The sequence below is a fragment of the uncultured Zoogloea sp. genome (assembly GCF_937894855.1).
In the GTDB taxonomy this organism is placed as follows: Bacteria; Pseudomonadota; Gammaproteobacteria; order Burkholderiales; family Rhodocyclaceae; genus Zoogloea; species Zoogloea oryzae.
Genome location: NZ_CALAYQ010000210.1, coordinates 46,754 through 63,144, shown reverse-complemented (window position 1 = coordinate 63,144; position 16,391 = coordinate 46,754). Strand labels below are relative to the sequence as shown.

At 58.8% G+C, this 16,391-nt stretch carries 16 protein-coding genes; 14 read left to right on the top strand and 2 right to left on the bottom strand.

The window, feature by feature from the left end; all coding sequences use genetic code 11:
• The 13 genes from ahcY to Q0672_RS23315 form a co-directional block, all read left to right on the top strand.
• Window positions 1–1,199: adenosylhomocysteinase (gene ahcY, locus Q0672_RS23375; protein ID WP_298626695.1), on the top strand; the 1,199-nt coding region annotated here is incomplete at its 5' end.
• A gap of 63 nt (window positions 1,200–1,262) precedes the next feature.
• Window positions 1,263–1,625 (top strand): Arc family DNA-binding protein, encoded by a 363-nt coding sequence (locus Q0672_RS23370; RefSeq protein WP_298626692.1) that lies wholly within the window; start codon window positions 1,263–1,265, stop codon window positions 1,623–1,625.
• A complete protein-coding gene (locus tag Q0672_RS23365) occupies window positions 1,622–2,038 on the top strand; it encodes a PIN domain-containing protein (RefSeq protein ID WP_298626689.1) in 417 nt (138 codons plus the stop codon). Before Q0672_RS23370 ends, Q0672_RS23365 begins: the two co-directional genes overlap by 4 nt.
• A 49-nt stretch (window positions 2,039–2,087) precedes the next feature.
• Entirely contained in the window at window positions 2,088–3,404 is a 1,317-nt protein-coding gene (dndC, locus tag Q0672_RS23360; RefSeq protein WP_298626686.1) for a DNA phosphorothioation system sulfurtransferase DndC, read from the top strand.
• Complete coding sequence (gene dndD / locus Q0672_RS23355; protein WP_298626683.1) at window positions 3,394–5,445, top strand: DNA sulfur modification protein DndD; 2,052 nt, start codon at window positions 3,394–3,396, stop codon at window positions 5,443–5,445. The genes dndC and dndD overlap by 11 nt, the downstream gene beginning before the upstream one ends.
• Window position 5,446: 1 nt before the next feature.
• Complete coding sequence (locus Q0672_RS23350) at window positions 5,447–6,937, top strand: FtsK/SpoIIIE domain-containing protein (RefSeq protein WP_298626680.1); 1,491 nt, start codon at window positions 5,447–5,449, stop codon at window positions 6,935–6,937.
• Entirely contained in the window at window positions 6,937–8,166 is a 1,230-nt protein-coding gene (locus Q0672_RS23345) for an AAA family ATPase (protein WP_153161814.1), read from the top strand. The genes Q0672_RS23350 and Q0672_RS23345 overlap by 1 nt, the downstream gene beginning before the upstream one ends.
• Window positions 8,153–9,025 carry a hypothetical protein gene (locus Q0672_RS23340; RefSeq protein ID WP_298626677.1) on the top strand — a complete coding sequence of 291 codons (873 nt, stop codon included), beginning with the start codon at window positions 8,153–8,155 and terminating at the stop codon, window positions 9,023–9,025. The genes Q0672_RS23345 and Q0672_RS23340 overlap by 14 nt, the downstream gene beginning before the upstream one ends.
• Window positions 9,026–9,126: 101 nt before the next feature.
• Complete coding sequence (metF, locus tag Q0672_RS23335) at window positions 9,127–9,966, top strand: methylenetetrahydrofolate reductase [NAD(P)H] (RefSeq protein ID WP_298626675.1); 840 nt, start codon at window positions 9,127–9,129, stop codon at window positions 9,964–9,966.
• A gap of 27 nt (window positions 9,967–9,993) precedes the next feature.
• Window positions 9,994–10,272, top strand: coding sequence for a DnaJ domain-containing protein (locus tag Q0672_RS23330; RefSeq protein WP_298626672.1), 279 nt, complete (start codon window positions 9,994–9,996; stop codon window positions 10,270–10,272).
• Entirely contained in the window at window positions 10,269–10,781 is a 513-nt protein-coding gene (locus Q0672_RS23325; RefSeq protein ID WP_298626669.1) for a hypothetical protein, read from the top strand. Before Q0672_RS23330 ends, Q0672_RS23325 begins: the two co-directional genes overlap by 4 nt.
• Window positions 10,782–10,802: 21 nt before the next feature.
• Complete coding sequence (locus Q0672_RS23320) at window positions 10,803–11,570, top strand: hypothetical protein (protein WP_298626664.1); 768 nt, start codon at window positions 10,803–10,805, stop codon at window positions 11,568–11,570.
• Window positions 11,571–11,627: 57 nt separating this feature from the next.
• Window positions 11,628–12,854, top strand: a complete 1,227-nt coding sequence (locus Q0672_RS23315) for a hypothetical protein (protein WP_298626661.1) — start codon at window positions 11,628–11,630, stop codon at window positions 12,852–12,854.
• Window positions 12,855–13,259: 405 nt separating this feature from the next.
• On the opposite strand, the gene Q0672_RS23310 is transcribed toward Q0672_RS23315, so the two are convergent.
• Window positions 13,260–13,853, bottom strand: coding sequence for a hypothetical protein (locus tag Q0672_RS23310; RefSeq protein ID WP_298626658.1), 594 nt, complete (start codon window positions 13,851–13,853; stop codon window positions 13,260–13,262).
• Window positions 13,854–13,855: 2 nt separating this feature from the next.
• Complete coding sequence (locus tag Q0672_RS23305; protein ID WP_298626655.1) at window positions 13,856–15,163, bottom strand: AAA family ATPase; 1,308 nt, start codon at window positions 15,161–15,163, stop codon at window positions 13,856–13,858.
• 720 nt (window positions 15,164–15,883) lie between these two features.
• On the opposite strand from Q0672_RS23305, the gene Q0672_RS23300 reads away from it, so the two are divergent.
• Window positions 15,884–16,360 carry a hypothetical protein gene (locus Q0672_RS23300; RefSeq protein ID WP_298626652.1) on the top strand — a complete coding sequence of 159 codons (477 nt, stop codon included), beginning with the start codon at window positions 15,884–15,886 and terminating at the stop codon, window positions 16,358–16,360.
• The last annotated feature ends 31 nt before the right edge of the window (window positions 16,361–16,391 follow it).

Genomic DNA, 16,391 nt, shown 5'->3' with positions numbered 1-16,391 from the left:
CCGCCCTCGGCGCCGAAGTGCGCTGGGCGTCGTGCAACATCTTCAGCACCCAGGATCACGCCGCTGCGGCCATCGCCGCCCAGGGCATCCCGGTGTTCGCCGTGAAGGGCGAGACCCTGGTGGATTACTGGGACTACACCCACCGCATCTTCGAGTGGGCCGACGGCGGCTACTCCAACATGATCCTCGACGACGGCGGCGACGCGACCCTGCTGCTGCACCTGGGCGCCAAGGCCGAGAAGGACATCTCCGTCATCGGCAAGCCCTCGTCCGAAGAAGAAACCATCCTCTTCGCCGCCATCAAGGCCAAGCTGGCCGTGGACCCGACCTGGTACTCCACCCGCCTCGCCCAGATCAAGGGCGTGACCGAGGAGACCACCACCGGCGTGCATCGCCTGTACCAGATGCACCAGCGCGGCGACCTCAAGTTCCCGGCAATCAACGTCAATGACTCGGTCACCAAGTCCAAGTTCGACAACCTCTATGGCTGCCGCGAATCGCTGGTGGACGGCATCAAGCGCGCCACCGACGTGATGATCGCCGGCAAGGTCGCCGTGGTGTGCGGCTACGGCGACGTGGGCAAGGGCTCCGCCCAGGCCCTGCGCGCCCTGTCGGCCCAGGTGTGGATCACCGAGATCGACCCGATCTGCGCCCTGCAGGCCGCGATGGAAGGCTACCGCGTGGTCACCATGGAATACGCCGCCAGCCTGGCCGACATCTTCGTCACCACCACCGGCAACTTCCACGTCATCACCCACGACCACATGGCCGCCATGAAGGATCAGGCCATCGTCTGCAACATCGGCCACTTCGACAACGAGATCGACGTCGCTTCCATCGAGAAGTACCAGTGGGAAGAGATCAAGCCCCAGGTCGATCACGTGATCTTCCCCGACGGCAAGCGGATCATCCTGCTCGCCAAGGGCCGCCTGGTTAACCTCGGCTGCGGCACCGGCCATCCGTCCTACGTGATGTCCAGCTCCTTCGCCAACCAGACCATCGCGCAGATCGAGCTCTTCACCCGCACCGCCGACTACCCGGTGGGCGTCTACACCCTACCCAAGCACCTGGACGAGAAGGTCGCGCGCCTGCAGCTCAAGAAGCTCAACGCCCAGCTCACCGAGCTCACCGACGAGCAGGCCGCCTACATCGGCGTGCCCAAGCAAGGCCCGTACAAGGCCGAGCACTATCGCTATTAAACTTGATTCAAGCCCACTGAGAATCCACAATGGAACCGTAATGATTCCATTGTGGATTAAACCATGCCTGTCACGCTCACCATCAAGAATGTTCCGGACAAACTGGCCGAGCAGCTTCGCTCACTCGCTGCAGCCCATCACCGTTCGCTTCAGGGGGAGTTGATGGCGATCGTCGAAGCCGTCGCGCGCAACGAGGATTCCGCCAAGACGCATCCACTCATCCCACCCGCCTTGGCGGCCAGCCATGGCCTCGCACAGCCCCAAGTGGCCTCGTCCGACGATCTCCTTGATCAACTTGATTCAATCGTGACAGGCAGCCAGTGGGGTCAGGCGCCGATCCTCACGCGGAGCCAGGCCCATGACCGGGCGCTCTCGCGAGAGTTCGACTACCAGTTGCAGGAAGAGCAGGTGCAGTACAAACCATGAGTTCGCCCTACTTCCTCGACACCAACATCCTGATCTACGCAACCTCGCTGGCCAGCGACCACGCCGCCAAGCGCCCCATCGCGCGAAGCTGGGTGGCCCGAACCGACTGGGGCCTGTCCACTCAGGTGTTGATGGAGTTCTACGCCAACGCTCGCCAGCCCCGCCATGGCCTGCTGCCGACAGCGCCCCAGGCTTTTGTCGAAAGCCTCGCCGCCAGACGCCCCGTCCAAGCAGTCGATCGTGAACTGGTGCTCGCGGCCCTCAGTCTGCGTAACCGTTACAACCTTAGCCACTGGGATGCGGCAATCCTTTGCGCCGCAGCACGCCTCGGCGCCCACACCGTCATCAGCGAAGACCTCTCCCACGGGCAGCAATACGACGGCATCACCGTCCACAACCCGTTTGTGGCTTAGCCCCCCAACACGTGATGCACCTTCAACAACGACTCTCGTCGCACGACCAATGAGCAAGCTGGAAGCCACCAAAGAATCCCTGCGGATTCTTTACGAGTCCGATACGCGCCCTTGGGTTGTCGCTTACTCGGGCGGCAAGGACTCGACCGCCGTTCTTCAGCTGGTGTATGAGCTGCTCATGGAAGAGCAAGCTGCTGGCAAATCGGGCAAGCCCGTCTTCGTCGTATCTTCAGACACCGGCGTAGAGGCACCCAACGTCGCTCAGTACGTTTCAAGCACCTTGAGCCAGATTGGTCTTTCCGCCAAAAAGCAACGACTGGATCTGTCGGTCGAGTTGGTTACGCCGGAAGCAGACGAGGAGTTCTGGTCGAAACTCATCGGACTGGGGTACCCCCCCCCAACCCGATGGTTTCGCTGGTGCACCACAAACATGAAGATCAAGCCCTCGCGGAGAGCGATCGACGCGATCACCCGCAAACACGGCAGCGTCATTCTGTTGCTCGGAACACGCAGCAACGAGAGCGTATCCCGAGGCAACGCCATCGCCGCTCGCGAAACCAACCAGCTTGGGTTGAATCGTCACCACGAAATCCCTGATGCGCTGGTTGCAACACCCATTGTGGACTGGACCACCGACGAAGTTTGGGACTATCTCTACTCCTACCCGCCCCCGTGGGGAGGTAGCCACGACTTCATGCTGTCGCTCTACCGCCAAGCCAACGGAGGAGAGTGCCCGGTGGTGCTTGATCTCAATACGCCATCCTGCGGCGGAAGCCGCTTTGGATGTTGGACTTGCACGGTGGTGAAGGAGGATAAGTCGATGCAGGGCTTCATCCACTCCGGGGAGGAGAAGCTGCAACCATTGGCAAATTTTCGCGACTGGCTGAAAGCCATTCGCGAAGATGCCGAACGTCGCTCGCCACTTCGTCGCGACGGCAAGTCAGCCGGCCCTGGCCCGTTCAACCCGAACACGCGGATGGAAATTCTCGAGAAGCTGCTCACGCTGGAACAGGGCGTGGGTTTCCCGCTCATCTCTGATGAAAGCCTGGCCTTCATTCAGAAGACATGGCGCGAAGAGTTCGATTACAGTGACATGGCACGCCAAATCGCAAGTCGTTTCGGCCGGGAGAACGCCATGGACAAACCCTTCACTTGCCTGCAATCCGACGATCCACTACTCGAAGTTTGCGCGCGCGACGCCGATTTCCCGCTAGAGCTCGCGCAACGCCTACTGGAAACCGTAAAAAGCCAATACGCCTACCTCGACCGGTGGGGTGCCAAGACAGAACTGGAACGTGACATTACCGCGCTGATCGAGAAGGACATCGAACAGGCAAAGCTTGCAGACCCCGCCCATGATCTTTGAGGAAATCCGTATCACCAACCTGTTTTCCTACTTTGGACAACAGGTCTTCGAGTTGCCCACTCCGACGGCAGAGCGGCCGTTGGTCCTGATCTCGGGGCGTAATGGCTTCGGCAAGACCAGTTTCATCAATAGCGTGAAACTGCTGTTTCTGGGAACCAGCGCAGACATGTTGCAGCGGGTCATCGATGGCACCAAGCTTCGCCCTAACAGTTATTTGCTCGGGCATGGCAAGGAGTGGCGCGGCATTTTCAATCGTCGCGCCCGCGAAATTGGCGAGTCCGACACCCGCTATGGCGTTCGAATCAAATGGCGAGAGGATCAAGGCACCGTAGCCGCTGAACGTTATTGGATCCTCACCGGCAACGAAGCTCAACACCATCTGCACATCGAAACCGACTTCGACACTGATTTCGGCCACGTCATCGACGACGAAGACAGCGCCGAAGAGTTCCTAGAACGACGCCTGCCCAAGAGCGTCGTGCCTTTCTTTTTCTACGATGGCGAACAGGTACAGCAGATTGCCGAAGCCAACCGAGAAGGTCAGTTGCGGCAAATTGAGCGCCTGCTCGACATCAGCACCATTGACACCCTCGATGAATACCTGGGGCGAGCTATATCGAAGTGGCGGCAAAGCGCCCAAGCGCCGGAAATCCAGGCAGACCTGAAGCAACTGGAGGGGCAAAAGCAACAAGGCGAAGGTCAGCTGCAGTCACTGCAAGCCAAACGAGACGAACTACAGGCAGACATCGATCACGAGGATCGCACCATCCTCCGCCTGCAGCGCAAGAACGATTCGCTCCGTGCCAAATCGCTTCAGCGGGACGAGCCCAGGCTGCGCAAGCAACTCGCCGATACCCGAGAACAATATGAGGCCTTATGCCTCAGCATCGGCAACACGCTTCCCCAGGCTGCCCCGCTATGGGCTGCCTCACCCTTGGTTCAACAGGTCGCAGCGCAGCTGGCAGAGGCAACCCACAATCCGAATCAAATGCTTGCCGAGCAAATCAAGGAAGTCGCCCAGTACCTTCCCGAACAGCTGTTTGACCGGCCGATGCACTCCAGCCCACCGCTGACCGACGCCCAGAAGCAGCACTACAAACACAAGCTGCGAAAACTCTTCGACGGTCTCACCGAACTGCCCAGCGGTGGTTTCTTCAGTCTGAAAGCCAGCGATATTCTCGACCTAAGGGGCCGCTTCGACTACTTCCGACAAGCCGAGCGTGAACGGGGGCATCTGGCAGACGACTTGAAGACAGCAAGCCGCCTGCGCCGCACCATGCAGGATCTTCAAGCGCAACTGGACGCGCTCGACAACATCTCTCCGGAAGAGCAAGAAGACTTCAAGCGCCGGGAAGGCGAGATTACCGAGGCAGCACAGCGCCGGGACGATTTCATGCGGCAGATGGGCGGCGTCGACACAGAGAGCACCAATCTGCAAATCCAGTTGGACAAGATCAAGACGGAGATAAGCCGCAAGCAGACAGAACAGGTCAAAGGCGAGATCAACTCACGGCGCATTGCCCGGGCACGTCAGGCCCAGCAGCTGTTCGACGACTACAAGCAACGCCTCAAGGACAGCAGGCGCGAGGACATCGAGCGGCAGATCAATCTGCGCTTCAAGTCACTGATGAGTTCCCACGGACAGATCGACCGCATCACCATCGATGCCGATTTTGCGCTGACCTACCTGAGCGCGGATGGCCAGGAGGTCGGCATGGCGAATATTTCTGCGGGGATGAAGCAGCTGATGGCACACGCCCTTCAATGGGCTCTCAAAGATTTTACTGGGAGTTTAGCGCCAGTGATCTTTGACAGCCCATTGGGGCGCCTTGATCGATCTCACCAGCATAACCTCCTAGAGCATTTCTACCATCGCGTTGCTCATCAAGTGATCTTATTGCCAACAGACTCAGAGCTCGATATTGAAAAGTACCGCTTGATTCAACCGCATGTTTGCGCCGAATTCCGTCTCGAAAACGCGGACGGCGAGCACACTAAAGTGATTACTAACGCTCGCATGTACGACGTGGAGACGGCCTGAGATGGCAACCAAGATCTACACCGACCGTCAGGACGAACAAGTCATTGAGACGGTGCTGAAGAAGGGGCTAAAGACCAGCCTGCCGAAATGGAGCGTGCTGCGGCTTGCCCTTGGTCGATCCTTGCGCATTGAAACCGAACCTGATGAATCACTCGACCACAGAGAGAGCGGCGGCAAGGAGTACCATCTTGAACAGCTAACCGGTGACGGTAAAACTGGCGACGACAACATCACGCCACTGCTACGCGCCATGCTGTCGGTTCGCCATGGCGAAGACTTGTTTGCCGACAACGATGCCTTTGTCCGCTGGTTACAACGCCACGTCCGGCGGGGACTGCGGGAGTTTCGCAGCGCCTGGATGGAATCCCACGATTTTCACGACTATCTGCTCCATGAGTTGCTGGGCGATGTAGCGGGAACCGTCCCCCAAACGCCGACCGACGACAGCGAAAAGCTTCTCCGCGCGCTGGCTGAAATCGGCATCCCTGCCGAAGTGGTATCCCTCCAGAATGGCCCACGCCTGAGCCGTTACCACGTCCGCCTGCGCGACGTGAATGATCACGGCCTGCTCACCCGTGGCCTGGACAAGCTTGCTTTCGCCCTCGGCCTGGGCGATCAAGGCGTATTTGTGTCGTCGACTCTGGAGCCACGCATCGCCGCCGTTGATGTACCCCGACCGGCAAGCCACTGGCACCCGGTGCAGCCAGCAGCGCTTTACACCTGGCTGGCACAGGCACCCGCGGAATGGCGCTTGCCGGCCTATCTGGGCGAGGATGTGGGCGGCGATGGGGTCGGCTTCGACCTCGCCAGCGCCCCTCATCTCTTGATCGGCGGCACAACAGGCAGCGGCAAGAGCGTCTGTCTGCATGCGCTGCTACTTTCCCTTTTACAGCGACACAGCCCGGAACGCCTGCAATTACTGCTGATCGACCCCAAGCGCGTCGAACTCGCCCCCTACGCAAAGTTGCCGCATGTGATCGGGCAACAGGTGCTGTGCGATGCGCCCGACGCGCTGAGCAGCCTGCAGCAACTCGTGGACGTGATGAATCAACGGGAAGCCACACTGGCGAGCCTGGGTGCCCGAGACATCGACGACCCGCGCGCAGCGAGTCAAGGGTGGGCCCGCATCGTTGTGATCGTAGAGGAACTCGCTGATCTGATTCTGCAATCCGGAGCGATCGAAGAGCCACTGGTACGCCTTGCCCAGAAAGCACGCGCCAGCGGCATCCACCTCGTCTTGGCAACCCAGCGCCCCGACGCTCAGACCTTCTCCGGTTTGCTGCGCTCCAACATCCCCAGCCGCATTGCCCTAACAGTCCAGAAGGCCACCGAATCCCGCATCATTCTTGACGATGTTGGCGCAGAACAGCTGCTTGGCAAGGGAGACATGCTGGTCAAACTGATCGGCCAGCCCCTCATCCGGGTGCATGGCGTGTTGATTGGTCACGACGACATCGCCCAAGGCGTCGCCCGGGCGAAGAGGACAAACTGATGAGCCTGCTGATCCACGAGTTCACCCCATTATGGCTAACCATCGACCGCATCGGCCCATTTCAGGAGCGGATGGAAGAGATCGATTTCACCGACGCTAACAACGAGTCCTGCAATCTGTACCTCTTCCTGTCCAAGAACGGGCGAGGTAAGACCACCGCACTGGAACTGATGGCAGCACTGATGGGAATGCTGGGCTGTGATGACATCCGCCAGATGGTCGAGCGACGTGGCAGCACCAGTGAGCGACCATTCGATCTGGAACATCTGGATCGTGGCAAGGGGCGCGCCCAGTGGGACTTGCGGGTGCGTTACAGCGAGGACGGCATCGAACGAACGGTGGTGCTTTCGCTGCTGGCCGGCTGGATGAGCTCCGATCTTAGCCTGCGTTTCTGGGATGAAGAGGCCTTGAAAACGGTCGGTGCAAGTGGCTGGCATCGTTTTGGCTTTGCCCGCAGCGATAACGGCATCTGGCAATCCATCGGCAAGAAAGACATGTGGCTGGAGTCTCTCAATGGCGACATCACGAACTCCATTGGACAAAAGGTGGGGGGCATCGAGGACAGCACGCTCGTATGGCCAACGCTGATCTATTTTTCCGCTTACCGGAATGTCACGCCTATTCTCCCTTCCGAAGAGCGCAGCATCAGTGCGCCACGCGACTGGAACTATCGTCCGCTGCACGCCTTCCGCACGGAGGGCCGCTTCTGGCGCGACTCGCTCGACAACTTGTTGGTGTGGCTAAAATGGCTGGACGACGGGCGTTTTGAACGTGCCCTGCAACTGGTGAATGAGCGGGTATTCCATGAAACCACCACGTTCATCAAAGACGTCTCTCGCGAGCCCCCCGAGGCCATTGTACTGCACGACGGTCATCGCCTCCGCCTAGATGCGCTATCCAGCGGAGAGAAAAGCCTTGTGCAGTTGTTTTTGCGGCTTGGCACCCACATGACGCGCAATACGATCCTGCTGATTGACGAGCCCGAAGCCCATCTGCACGACCAGTGGAAATACCGCCTGTTCTATCAGCTGAAGGCCTTGGTGCGCGATTGCTACCCCGGCCTGACGATCATCGTCGCCACCCATTCGCCAGAAATCATGGAGGCCTTTGCCGTTGAGCTGAATGAGAAAAATCTGCGCAAAGGCGGCTACTTCTTCGAGACCCCCGAAGAGGAGAAAAAGAAACAACAAATTCGCGACGAGGCAAAAAACCTTTATGGCGACGCTTAAACAACAGACCCCCTCCAGCCCACAGCTGGTTTCCGAGTACCGCGGCAAGACCGTCGTATTTCTGGAAGGGGAGACCGACGTCAATCTGTTCCGCAACTACTGGTTCAAGCATCGGCTTGATAAGCTGGACTTCACCGAACCCAATGCCGGCATTGGCTGCGTGGGTGTCGTGAATAACGTAAGCAACTTTCGCCGAAACGGAATCGCTGCGTTTGGGCTGGTGGATCGTGACAAGTTGCAGGCAGACAAGAATTGGGATCTCGCCTGGGAGACCGACGATGCCGTTTTTAGCGCAGCCCGCCCTTATGGCAAACACGTCTGGATTACCCGCTACTGGGAGATCGAGAGCTATCTGATCGAACCTCGGATCATCGAGAGACATCTGTGCCACTCCGCAAAGGGAAGAGCACCTCGATCATCCGCGGAGGTTGAGTTGGAATGCACCGCACATGCCGAAGCCCTCATTCCACATGCCGCCTTGAACGCTGCAAAGCGCATGCACGGAGAAGGGGCGTGCGGTGACGGTCAAACTTCCAAGTTTCCGTCACGCAACGAGGTTGAAGTGGAATGGCGTCGTCTCAAGGCGTCCGAAGACATAAGCGATGAAGTCTGGCGTGACTATTTGGCCGCAGTCCCCAAGGTCGAAGCATTTGCGGATGGAGATACACCCAGTCAGAAGTTGGCAGGCCTGCTGAGGTGCGTCAACGGCAAGGCGATGCTTCATCGGATCAAGACGACGCATAAGCTTCAGGGCGATCCGACCTTCTTTCTTGCGGAGGCAATCCTCCAACAAGACGTCATCCCCGACGAACTCCGACACTTTGTGGACGACTTTTGCACGACTGCCGACATTAGATAGCAGCCGAACCCGACAATCAAAAACGATTACTCATTTATTGGAGACAAACGCCCATGACCGGCAAGATCTCCTAGCAAATTTATTAGCAGGATTCACATGCAATGACCCACCCAAGCCCCCTCTCCATCGAATTTTTCCCCCCGCAAACGGCCGAAGGCGCCGACAAGTTGCGCACCGTGCGCCAGAAGCTCGCCGTGCTGAAGCCCGAGTTCTTCTCGGTCACCTTTGGCGCGGGCGGCACCACGCAGGATCGCACCTTCGAGGCCGTCTTCGAGATCCAGCAGGAAGGCCACCAGGCCGCGCCGCACCTGTCGTGCATCGGCTCGACCCGTGAGCACATCCGCGAGATCCTGCAGCGCTACCAGGCCGCCGGCATCCGCCGCATCGTGGCCCTGCGCGGCGACCTGCCCTCGGGCGTCGGCTTTGCCGGCGAGCTCCGCTACGCCAACGAGCTGGTGGAGTTCATCCGCGCCGAGACCGGCGACCACTTCCACATCGAAGTCGCCGCCTACCCCGAGTACCACCCCCAGGCCCGCACGCCGCAGGACGACATCCTGGCCTTCAAGCGCAAGGTCGAGGCCGGCGCCGATTCGGCCATCACCCAGTACTTCTACAACGTGGATGCCTACCTGCACTTCCGCGACGAATGTGCCGCGCTGGGCGTCAATGTGCCGATCGTGCCGGGCATCATGCCCATCGTGTCGTTCTCCAAGCTCGCCCGCTTCTCGGATGCCTGCGGCGCCGAGATCCCGCGCTGGATGCGCCGCAAGTTCGAAGCCTTCGGCGACGACAGCGACAGCATCAAGGCCTTCGGGCTGGATGTGGTGAGCGAGCTGTGCGAGAAGCTCCTCGCCGCAGGCGCGCCGGGGCTGCACTTCTACAGCATGAACCAGTCCGCCGCCACGCTGGCCATCTGCCAGCGCCTGGGCATCATTGGCTAATCCAGTCGGACCACGGGAAAGACACCCATGCGCGACCCCTACGAAGTCCTCGGCGTTGCACCGAGCGCCCCCGACGAGGCCATCAAGACGGCCTACCGCAAGGCGGCGCGCCTGTACCACCCCGACCGCAACCCCGACCCCAACGCCGCGGCCCGCTTCCGCGACATCCAGTCCGCCTACGAACTCCTCGCCGATCCGGCCCGGCGGCGCGACTACGACCTGCTGCGCCAGCGCAACCTCATCGACGACCCCCAGCAGGAAGCCACCTTCCTCTGGAACGCCTACATTGAAAAGGTAATTTCTTGACCTCGTTCTACTTCGAAGACATTTTCGAGCGCTACGCCAACGAGATCGACGACCTGCGGTCCGACTCCGAAGGCCGCGACGTACTCGCCCGGCGCCTGCGCGACAAGCACAAGGAATTCCCCTTCCTGCTGTCGATGATCGACACTGCCCCCGAGATGGTCGCCCCGGCCTTCCACGGCGCCTTCGGCTTCGTCAGCCAGACCCTCGTCTATGGCGCCGCCCACAGCGAGCCCGGCGACGACGACTTCCCCAGCTGGAGCGAACTCGCCCGCACCCTCGAGATCGCCCCCTGGGCGCGCCCCCTCGTCGAGCAATGCCTCAAGCAGGACGGCGGCGACAGCTTCCTCGTCACCACCGCGGTGCTCGAGCACATGCTCGGCAGCGGCCTCGCGGTGCGCGCCGCCCCCGAATCCGCCCGGGGCGACGACGAAGACGACGACACCGAAGACCTCTCCGAAGCCGGCGACGAGTGGATGTCGGAGCAAGGCTTCGACGCCGTCGAACGATAAGCACGCCAAGGAAACCCGCCCATGAACGCCCTTGTCATCAAAGAGACCCACGCCCTGATCCAGGCCGGCGAGATCGCCGAGGCCGAATCCGCCCTCGCCGTCATCGCCGAGCAGGAAGGCGACCACGCCCTCGTCGAAGTCCTCGACGAGATGGCGCCCAAGGATGTCCTCGCGGTGATGCGCGAGTACGACACCAGCAAGGAATCCATCATCAACATGGTGGTGAGCCCCGAGCAGTTCGTGGCCGCCATCATGCTTGAGCGCCAGTACGGCGAGCCCCTCGAAAAGTACGTCCCGCGCCTGCGCAACACCATGAACGCGGTGATGCACCGGAGCAGCGGCAGCTGCGCCGAGGTGCTCGAATGCCTCGCCGAACACGACGAAGGCGTGCGACTGCTGGCCGACTACTTCACCGACCACTACGACTCGCTCCTCGCCCTCGCCTTCCACGGCGTGTTCGAGGTCGAGGTGGATCTGGAGCGCGCCTTCACGCCCAAGTCCGCCATCGGTTTCGACTCCGAGCGCATCGACGAGCTCGACCAGGGCCTCGAGATCGGCGACGCCATCGAGATGGTCAAGGCCCGCGTCTCCCGCACCGAAGTGGCCGACGGCGACTGGATGGAAACCGCCTGGCTGCTGCGCCACGAGTTCTCCGACACCTTCGAGCTGCTCGTCATCGAGATCCAGGATCGCATCGCCCGCGCCACCGAAGCCGCCCGCCTGCCGGTGGCCGACACCGAGCCCGGCGTGCCCAAGCTCGACGACGAGGACGAAGAATCCGCCATCTGATCCTTCCAACATCCTGACCCGCGCGTGGCCCGCCGGCCGCGCGCGCCCGAGCTCACCATGTCCAACGCCCAAGCCCTCACGACCGTCGACAGCAGCCCCTACTTCGAGCGGGTGCTGCGCCACGCCCTGAAGGAAAGCCTCATCGACGCCGCCCGCCTCGACGGCATCCGTCGCGAAGGCGCCAAGGGCATCGTGCAACTCGCCAGCTTCTTCAGCACCGCCAACCTGCGCCCCGAGCTCGAAGCCGCCCGCGGCCGGCTCGTCACCCTGGTCGGCCTCGCGCTGGAGGCCGAATCCGGCGGCAAGCTCGACGCCGCCGCGCGGCTCCTGCGCGACAAGACCCTGCTCGCCCTCTCCAAGGCCGGCGCCGACCGCCTGCGCCGGCTCCACGCCCTGCCCACCGAACGCCTGCTCGGCGCCCCCGAGGTCCTGCGCGAGAGCGAAAAGGAATTCCTCGCCCGCAGCACCGTCGAGCCCGGCATCACCTATTCCCGCTATCTCGCCGAACACGGCGCCCGCGAACGCAACCAGCAGTCCATCGACGCCGCCTACTGGCTCGCCGGCAAGTTTGGCGTGGCCCGCGACGACGCCCAGGAATGGCACGTGTTCTGCGAATCGGTCATCAACAGCGCCCTGCTCGTGCTGTTTGCCGAAAAGAAGCCCGGCGGCTTCTTCAGCGTCGACCGCTTCCTCAAGCTCGCCGAAGCCGCCACCAAGAAGCGCGGCACCACTTTTGGCGTGCTGGATGGCTGGCTCGAAGACGCCCCGCCCGCCATCCGCCGCGTCATCGAAAAGGAATGCACCCGCTTCACCGCCGAAGTGCTGCCCCTGCTACGCGAACACCCCGCCACCGAGATCTACCGCAACCAGGACCGCTTCTCCGGCCTGTTCTTCTTCGACAGCCACTCCATCGGCGAAATCACCCACCACGACAAAGCCTGCGCCGCCGAATGGCAACGCATCATGGGCACCCAGGGCGAACACCCCGACGTGCAATGCGGCGTGCTCCTGATGGTCGCAACCGGCCTCGAACCCGCCCGCAGCCTGCGCAAGAAAGACGCCCTCGCCATCTGGGACAACTTCAGGAACACCGGCTTCGACACCCCCGCCGTCGCCCGCTTCATCGAAAACGTCGTCCCCTTCGAATACCAGTCCGACATCCGCCGCCTGTGGGATGAAGACCTCGGGCCGGAGGCCAGCCAGCAGCTGGATGGGGATGACGAGACGCGGGTGCTTAACTATCTGCAGGAGACGTGTCGGACAGGGTGGAAGAAGAAGGGGTGAGAGATCGTTGGCACTCGCTGGCTGAAAACCGCTGAAATTTGACCCCAACGAGTTCACTGAAGCAATGAATCGATCCAACTTAATTGACGCGCGGGAAAATTGGCGACGAAGGCCACTACAACTACCGTCAGTTTCAAATTGATTGCTATCAATGGGCACCACCGACGCGAGACAGCCAAAATCAGATCCAAACGCTCATCAGCATCATCGCAAGCTCCAATCTGCCCCCTATATCCACTCAAACCCCACCTAGCAAAGTAATGCAAAAATAAGAATCCAGTGTCGAAAAAAATGACGCTCATCAGAAAGGCCTACATGTGCTCATTTCGGGGGAGGTAGTGGTGAAGAACCCCCAGAAAACAACGTCTACGACGGCTCTGAATAGTTTTGCTACCACCCGGCTAGCTACATACAAACGACAACAGTTTTTTGATCTGAAGCAACAACATCTATTCGATCAATAGCCCCGCCGCTAACCTTATTCAAAAGCTTGAATATAGAATCTGGAACCCACCTCACTGCCGTTTCCTTTACCAACAATCCCTCTATATTCTTCAAACTAAATACATCTTGCGATCTCTCCAGCGCCTGAAGAAATGACACTTCCCCCTGCGCACCCGACCTTTTAACAACCGCATACTTTATTTTAATACCAAAGAACGAATCTCGATTCGCAACACCCTTGGAAACCGAATACTGGAAAAGCGATAGAATACCTTCATGAATCTTTTGCCTCACATCTGCACGATCACAACCGCCCTCTTTAAATTCAATGAAATATAGAGTTTCACCATGACAAAAAAGAGCATCAGGGGACTTTTCCTTGCATTTTTTTCCACCCCCAATATTCCACAACTTATCGAAATTAAACGCCTTAACGTCACTGCGGATAAAATCCTTACGGCCCTGCTCGTTTCGGCTAAGCTCACTGAGACTCTGCATTGCCTCCGGAAATTCCATCACAAGCAGGCCATATATTTCCTCTGCTTTGGAAGTCATCTTTAAAAATCGTCCCCACTGATCTCTTCTAGGAAGTCGGATAGCGGCTTTGAAAGCGTCTCAATAATCTCAGAAATGTCACCGAGGGTATCAATATAGCGAACAACCCCGTCAGCATCCCTTTCCGCGAAATAGAATTTTGAGTCGATTCCGTCGGAACAATACCCCCTCAGCGCCTCCAACATGTATGGGCTATGGGTCGTAACAAGAATCCTTGCCCCCACCTCGACTAGATGGCAAATTGCGCGAGCATAGGCGATCTGCCACGTAGGATGTAGGTTGGTTTCTGGCTCATCCAAAATCAATAGCGTGTCATCATTAATATAGTCCCCCTTGCGGAGCATATCGACTATCGACAATGCCTTAATCCCAGACGCAATATTTACAGAAGGGATTTTCAGACTCCCTCGCTTAAGATAGAAATTTTCGTTTTCGTCATCATAGACGACTTCGCCGGCGAAGACATCGCAAAAAGGCGCATACTCTTCCTTGGAAAATTTAAACCCATCATGAGCACCTTTAAGCTTATTTGCCAAATCGACTGTATGATACGGAATAGCAGCGCGATACGACGCCCCCCCAAACCCAAGCCCATCATAGCCGCTAATAGCAGGGTAATATTGCAAAATCGAAGGCCCATCGACTAATGTTGCGTCGCGCAACCCCAAGGGTTCCCCCCCTGAAAACTCCACAACATCTGAATTGGTGATCTTCATTTCCAGAACGGCCGTAGCACCATCCGTTAGTGAAATTCTCGCCACTCCTGCGGTAGATACGTTCTGAATTTCCCCCGCAAATTCAGAACTCAGCGCTTGATGCACTAGACGGCCAATAGCCTGCTCATCTGTCACAGTTCTTTCGAACTCTTGCCGAAGTCGCTCTATTCGACGCCGAATCTGCGGCAGGCGCGACGTACCACGTGCACTGGGCTTATCCAACTTCTCATCGAACTCTTGAGTATCACTTACCTCTAGAACCTGAATGAGCTTTTCGATATCCGAAAAAGGGATGCTTTGCACATCTGTAGAATGGACGCGCAAAGAGGAAAAAAAATGTCGAATATCAGGATGCCGAGCAATATCAAAGCCACGCCGAATCTCGAAATACAACATATCGAGCTCTCTACGTAGTCGAGCACCGTTATTTTTCTTTACAGCGATCGGAAAAGTCGAGAAAGCCTGCACCAGGGCGAATGAAACCTTTCCCAAAGTACTCTTACCCGTGTCGTTTTCTCCGGCAATAACAGTTAGCCCAACCAAATCGATCGAGGCATATTGAACAGCGCCTATCCGTTCTAATGTGAGATTCATATTAAATCCATTATTTCCACCCGAAAGGGCAGCCTAGTGTGCAGCAAGCAACACCCAAGCCTACAACAGACCTTGAGCAACAACCGTATAGTCGCAAGAGGAAATCCAGCTTACGCCGACTAGCATAATACGAGATACGGTGATTGCGAACTACTGATCTTGGAAACCCCTTACAAGACGCAGGGAACCGCACGCCTGATCCAGGGGCAACGATTACACATAAGCTAACTGTAGAACGAAGAACGTACTCGGACATTCCCAGTTCCACATCACCAACAACTACCAACCGCGGCAATCCATACTCAACGGAAGCAAAATACCCTAAGTTAATCGCTACTTATTGACTAATCGCTCACCGAGAACTGTCAGGTGACACCGTAGATTGCGTCCCTAGCTAGCGGCACAAGGACTTAACCCATGTCTTCGCGAGGACGCAATTATGTGGAAGCGAAGGCCATGTGGTGCGTCAGAAGCTGAACCGGGAGCTGGGCATCGAGACGTCGGCCAAACTGGTTCCAGCCAGATCAGCGCCCCCCTCTCCTTACACCCGCCAACCAGGTCCACCACAACATCGCCTGAGTTCACAGTAGACGCCCAGCCTCCTCTCCTCTCTTCACCGCACTCATAAAGCCATTTGACATCCCCCCGCCCTCCCCCCGAAAATTCGCCCATCAAACTTTCCATAGACATAGCTTCACTACAAAGACATAGGAGCGGAGCATGTTTCAGAACCTGATTTCCCTTGAAATTTCAAACGAACAGCTGAAGGAAGTGCATGGTGCGCTGGCGGTGCTGGAGAAGAACCTCGACGGCCTGATTTCGTTGTCGGTGGCGGAGCGGCATGAGCTGGCGAAGATGGGGCCGAAGTCGGAGATGTTTGCGCGCAAGGCGTATGACGTGCTGGCACTGAATCCGGAGGTGATGCCGGGCACTTTCAGCCTGCGGGAGTTCGAGGCGGACATCAAGGCGCTGGATCAGCTGCGGCCGGTGTTTGCGCGGCTGGCTGCATTGATGAATCGGGCGGAGGACACGGAGATGGCGCTGGGCAGCGACATCTACCGCGCGGCGCTGGACGGTTATCGCTTTGCCAAGGCGGCCGGCAAGGGGGCGGTGCTGGACGAGTTCTCGGCCCACGCAGCCGTGCGTTTTGCGGGCCAGGGTCGGCGCAAGGGGAGCGGCGACGGCGCGGCAAAGTAACCAGCCTCGTAAATAGCGAGGCGGGATGGGC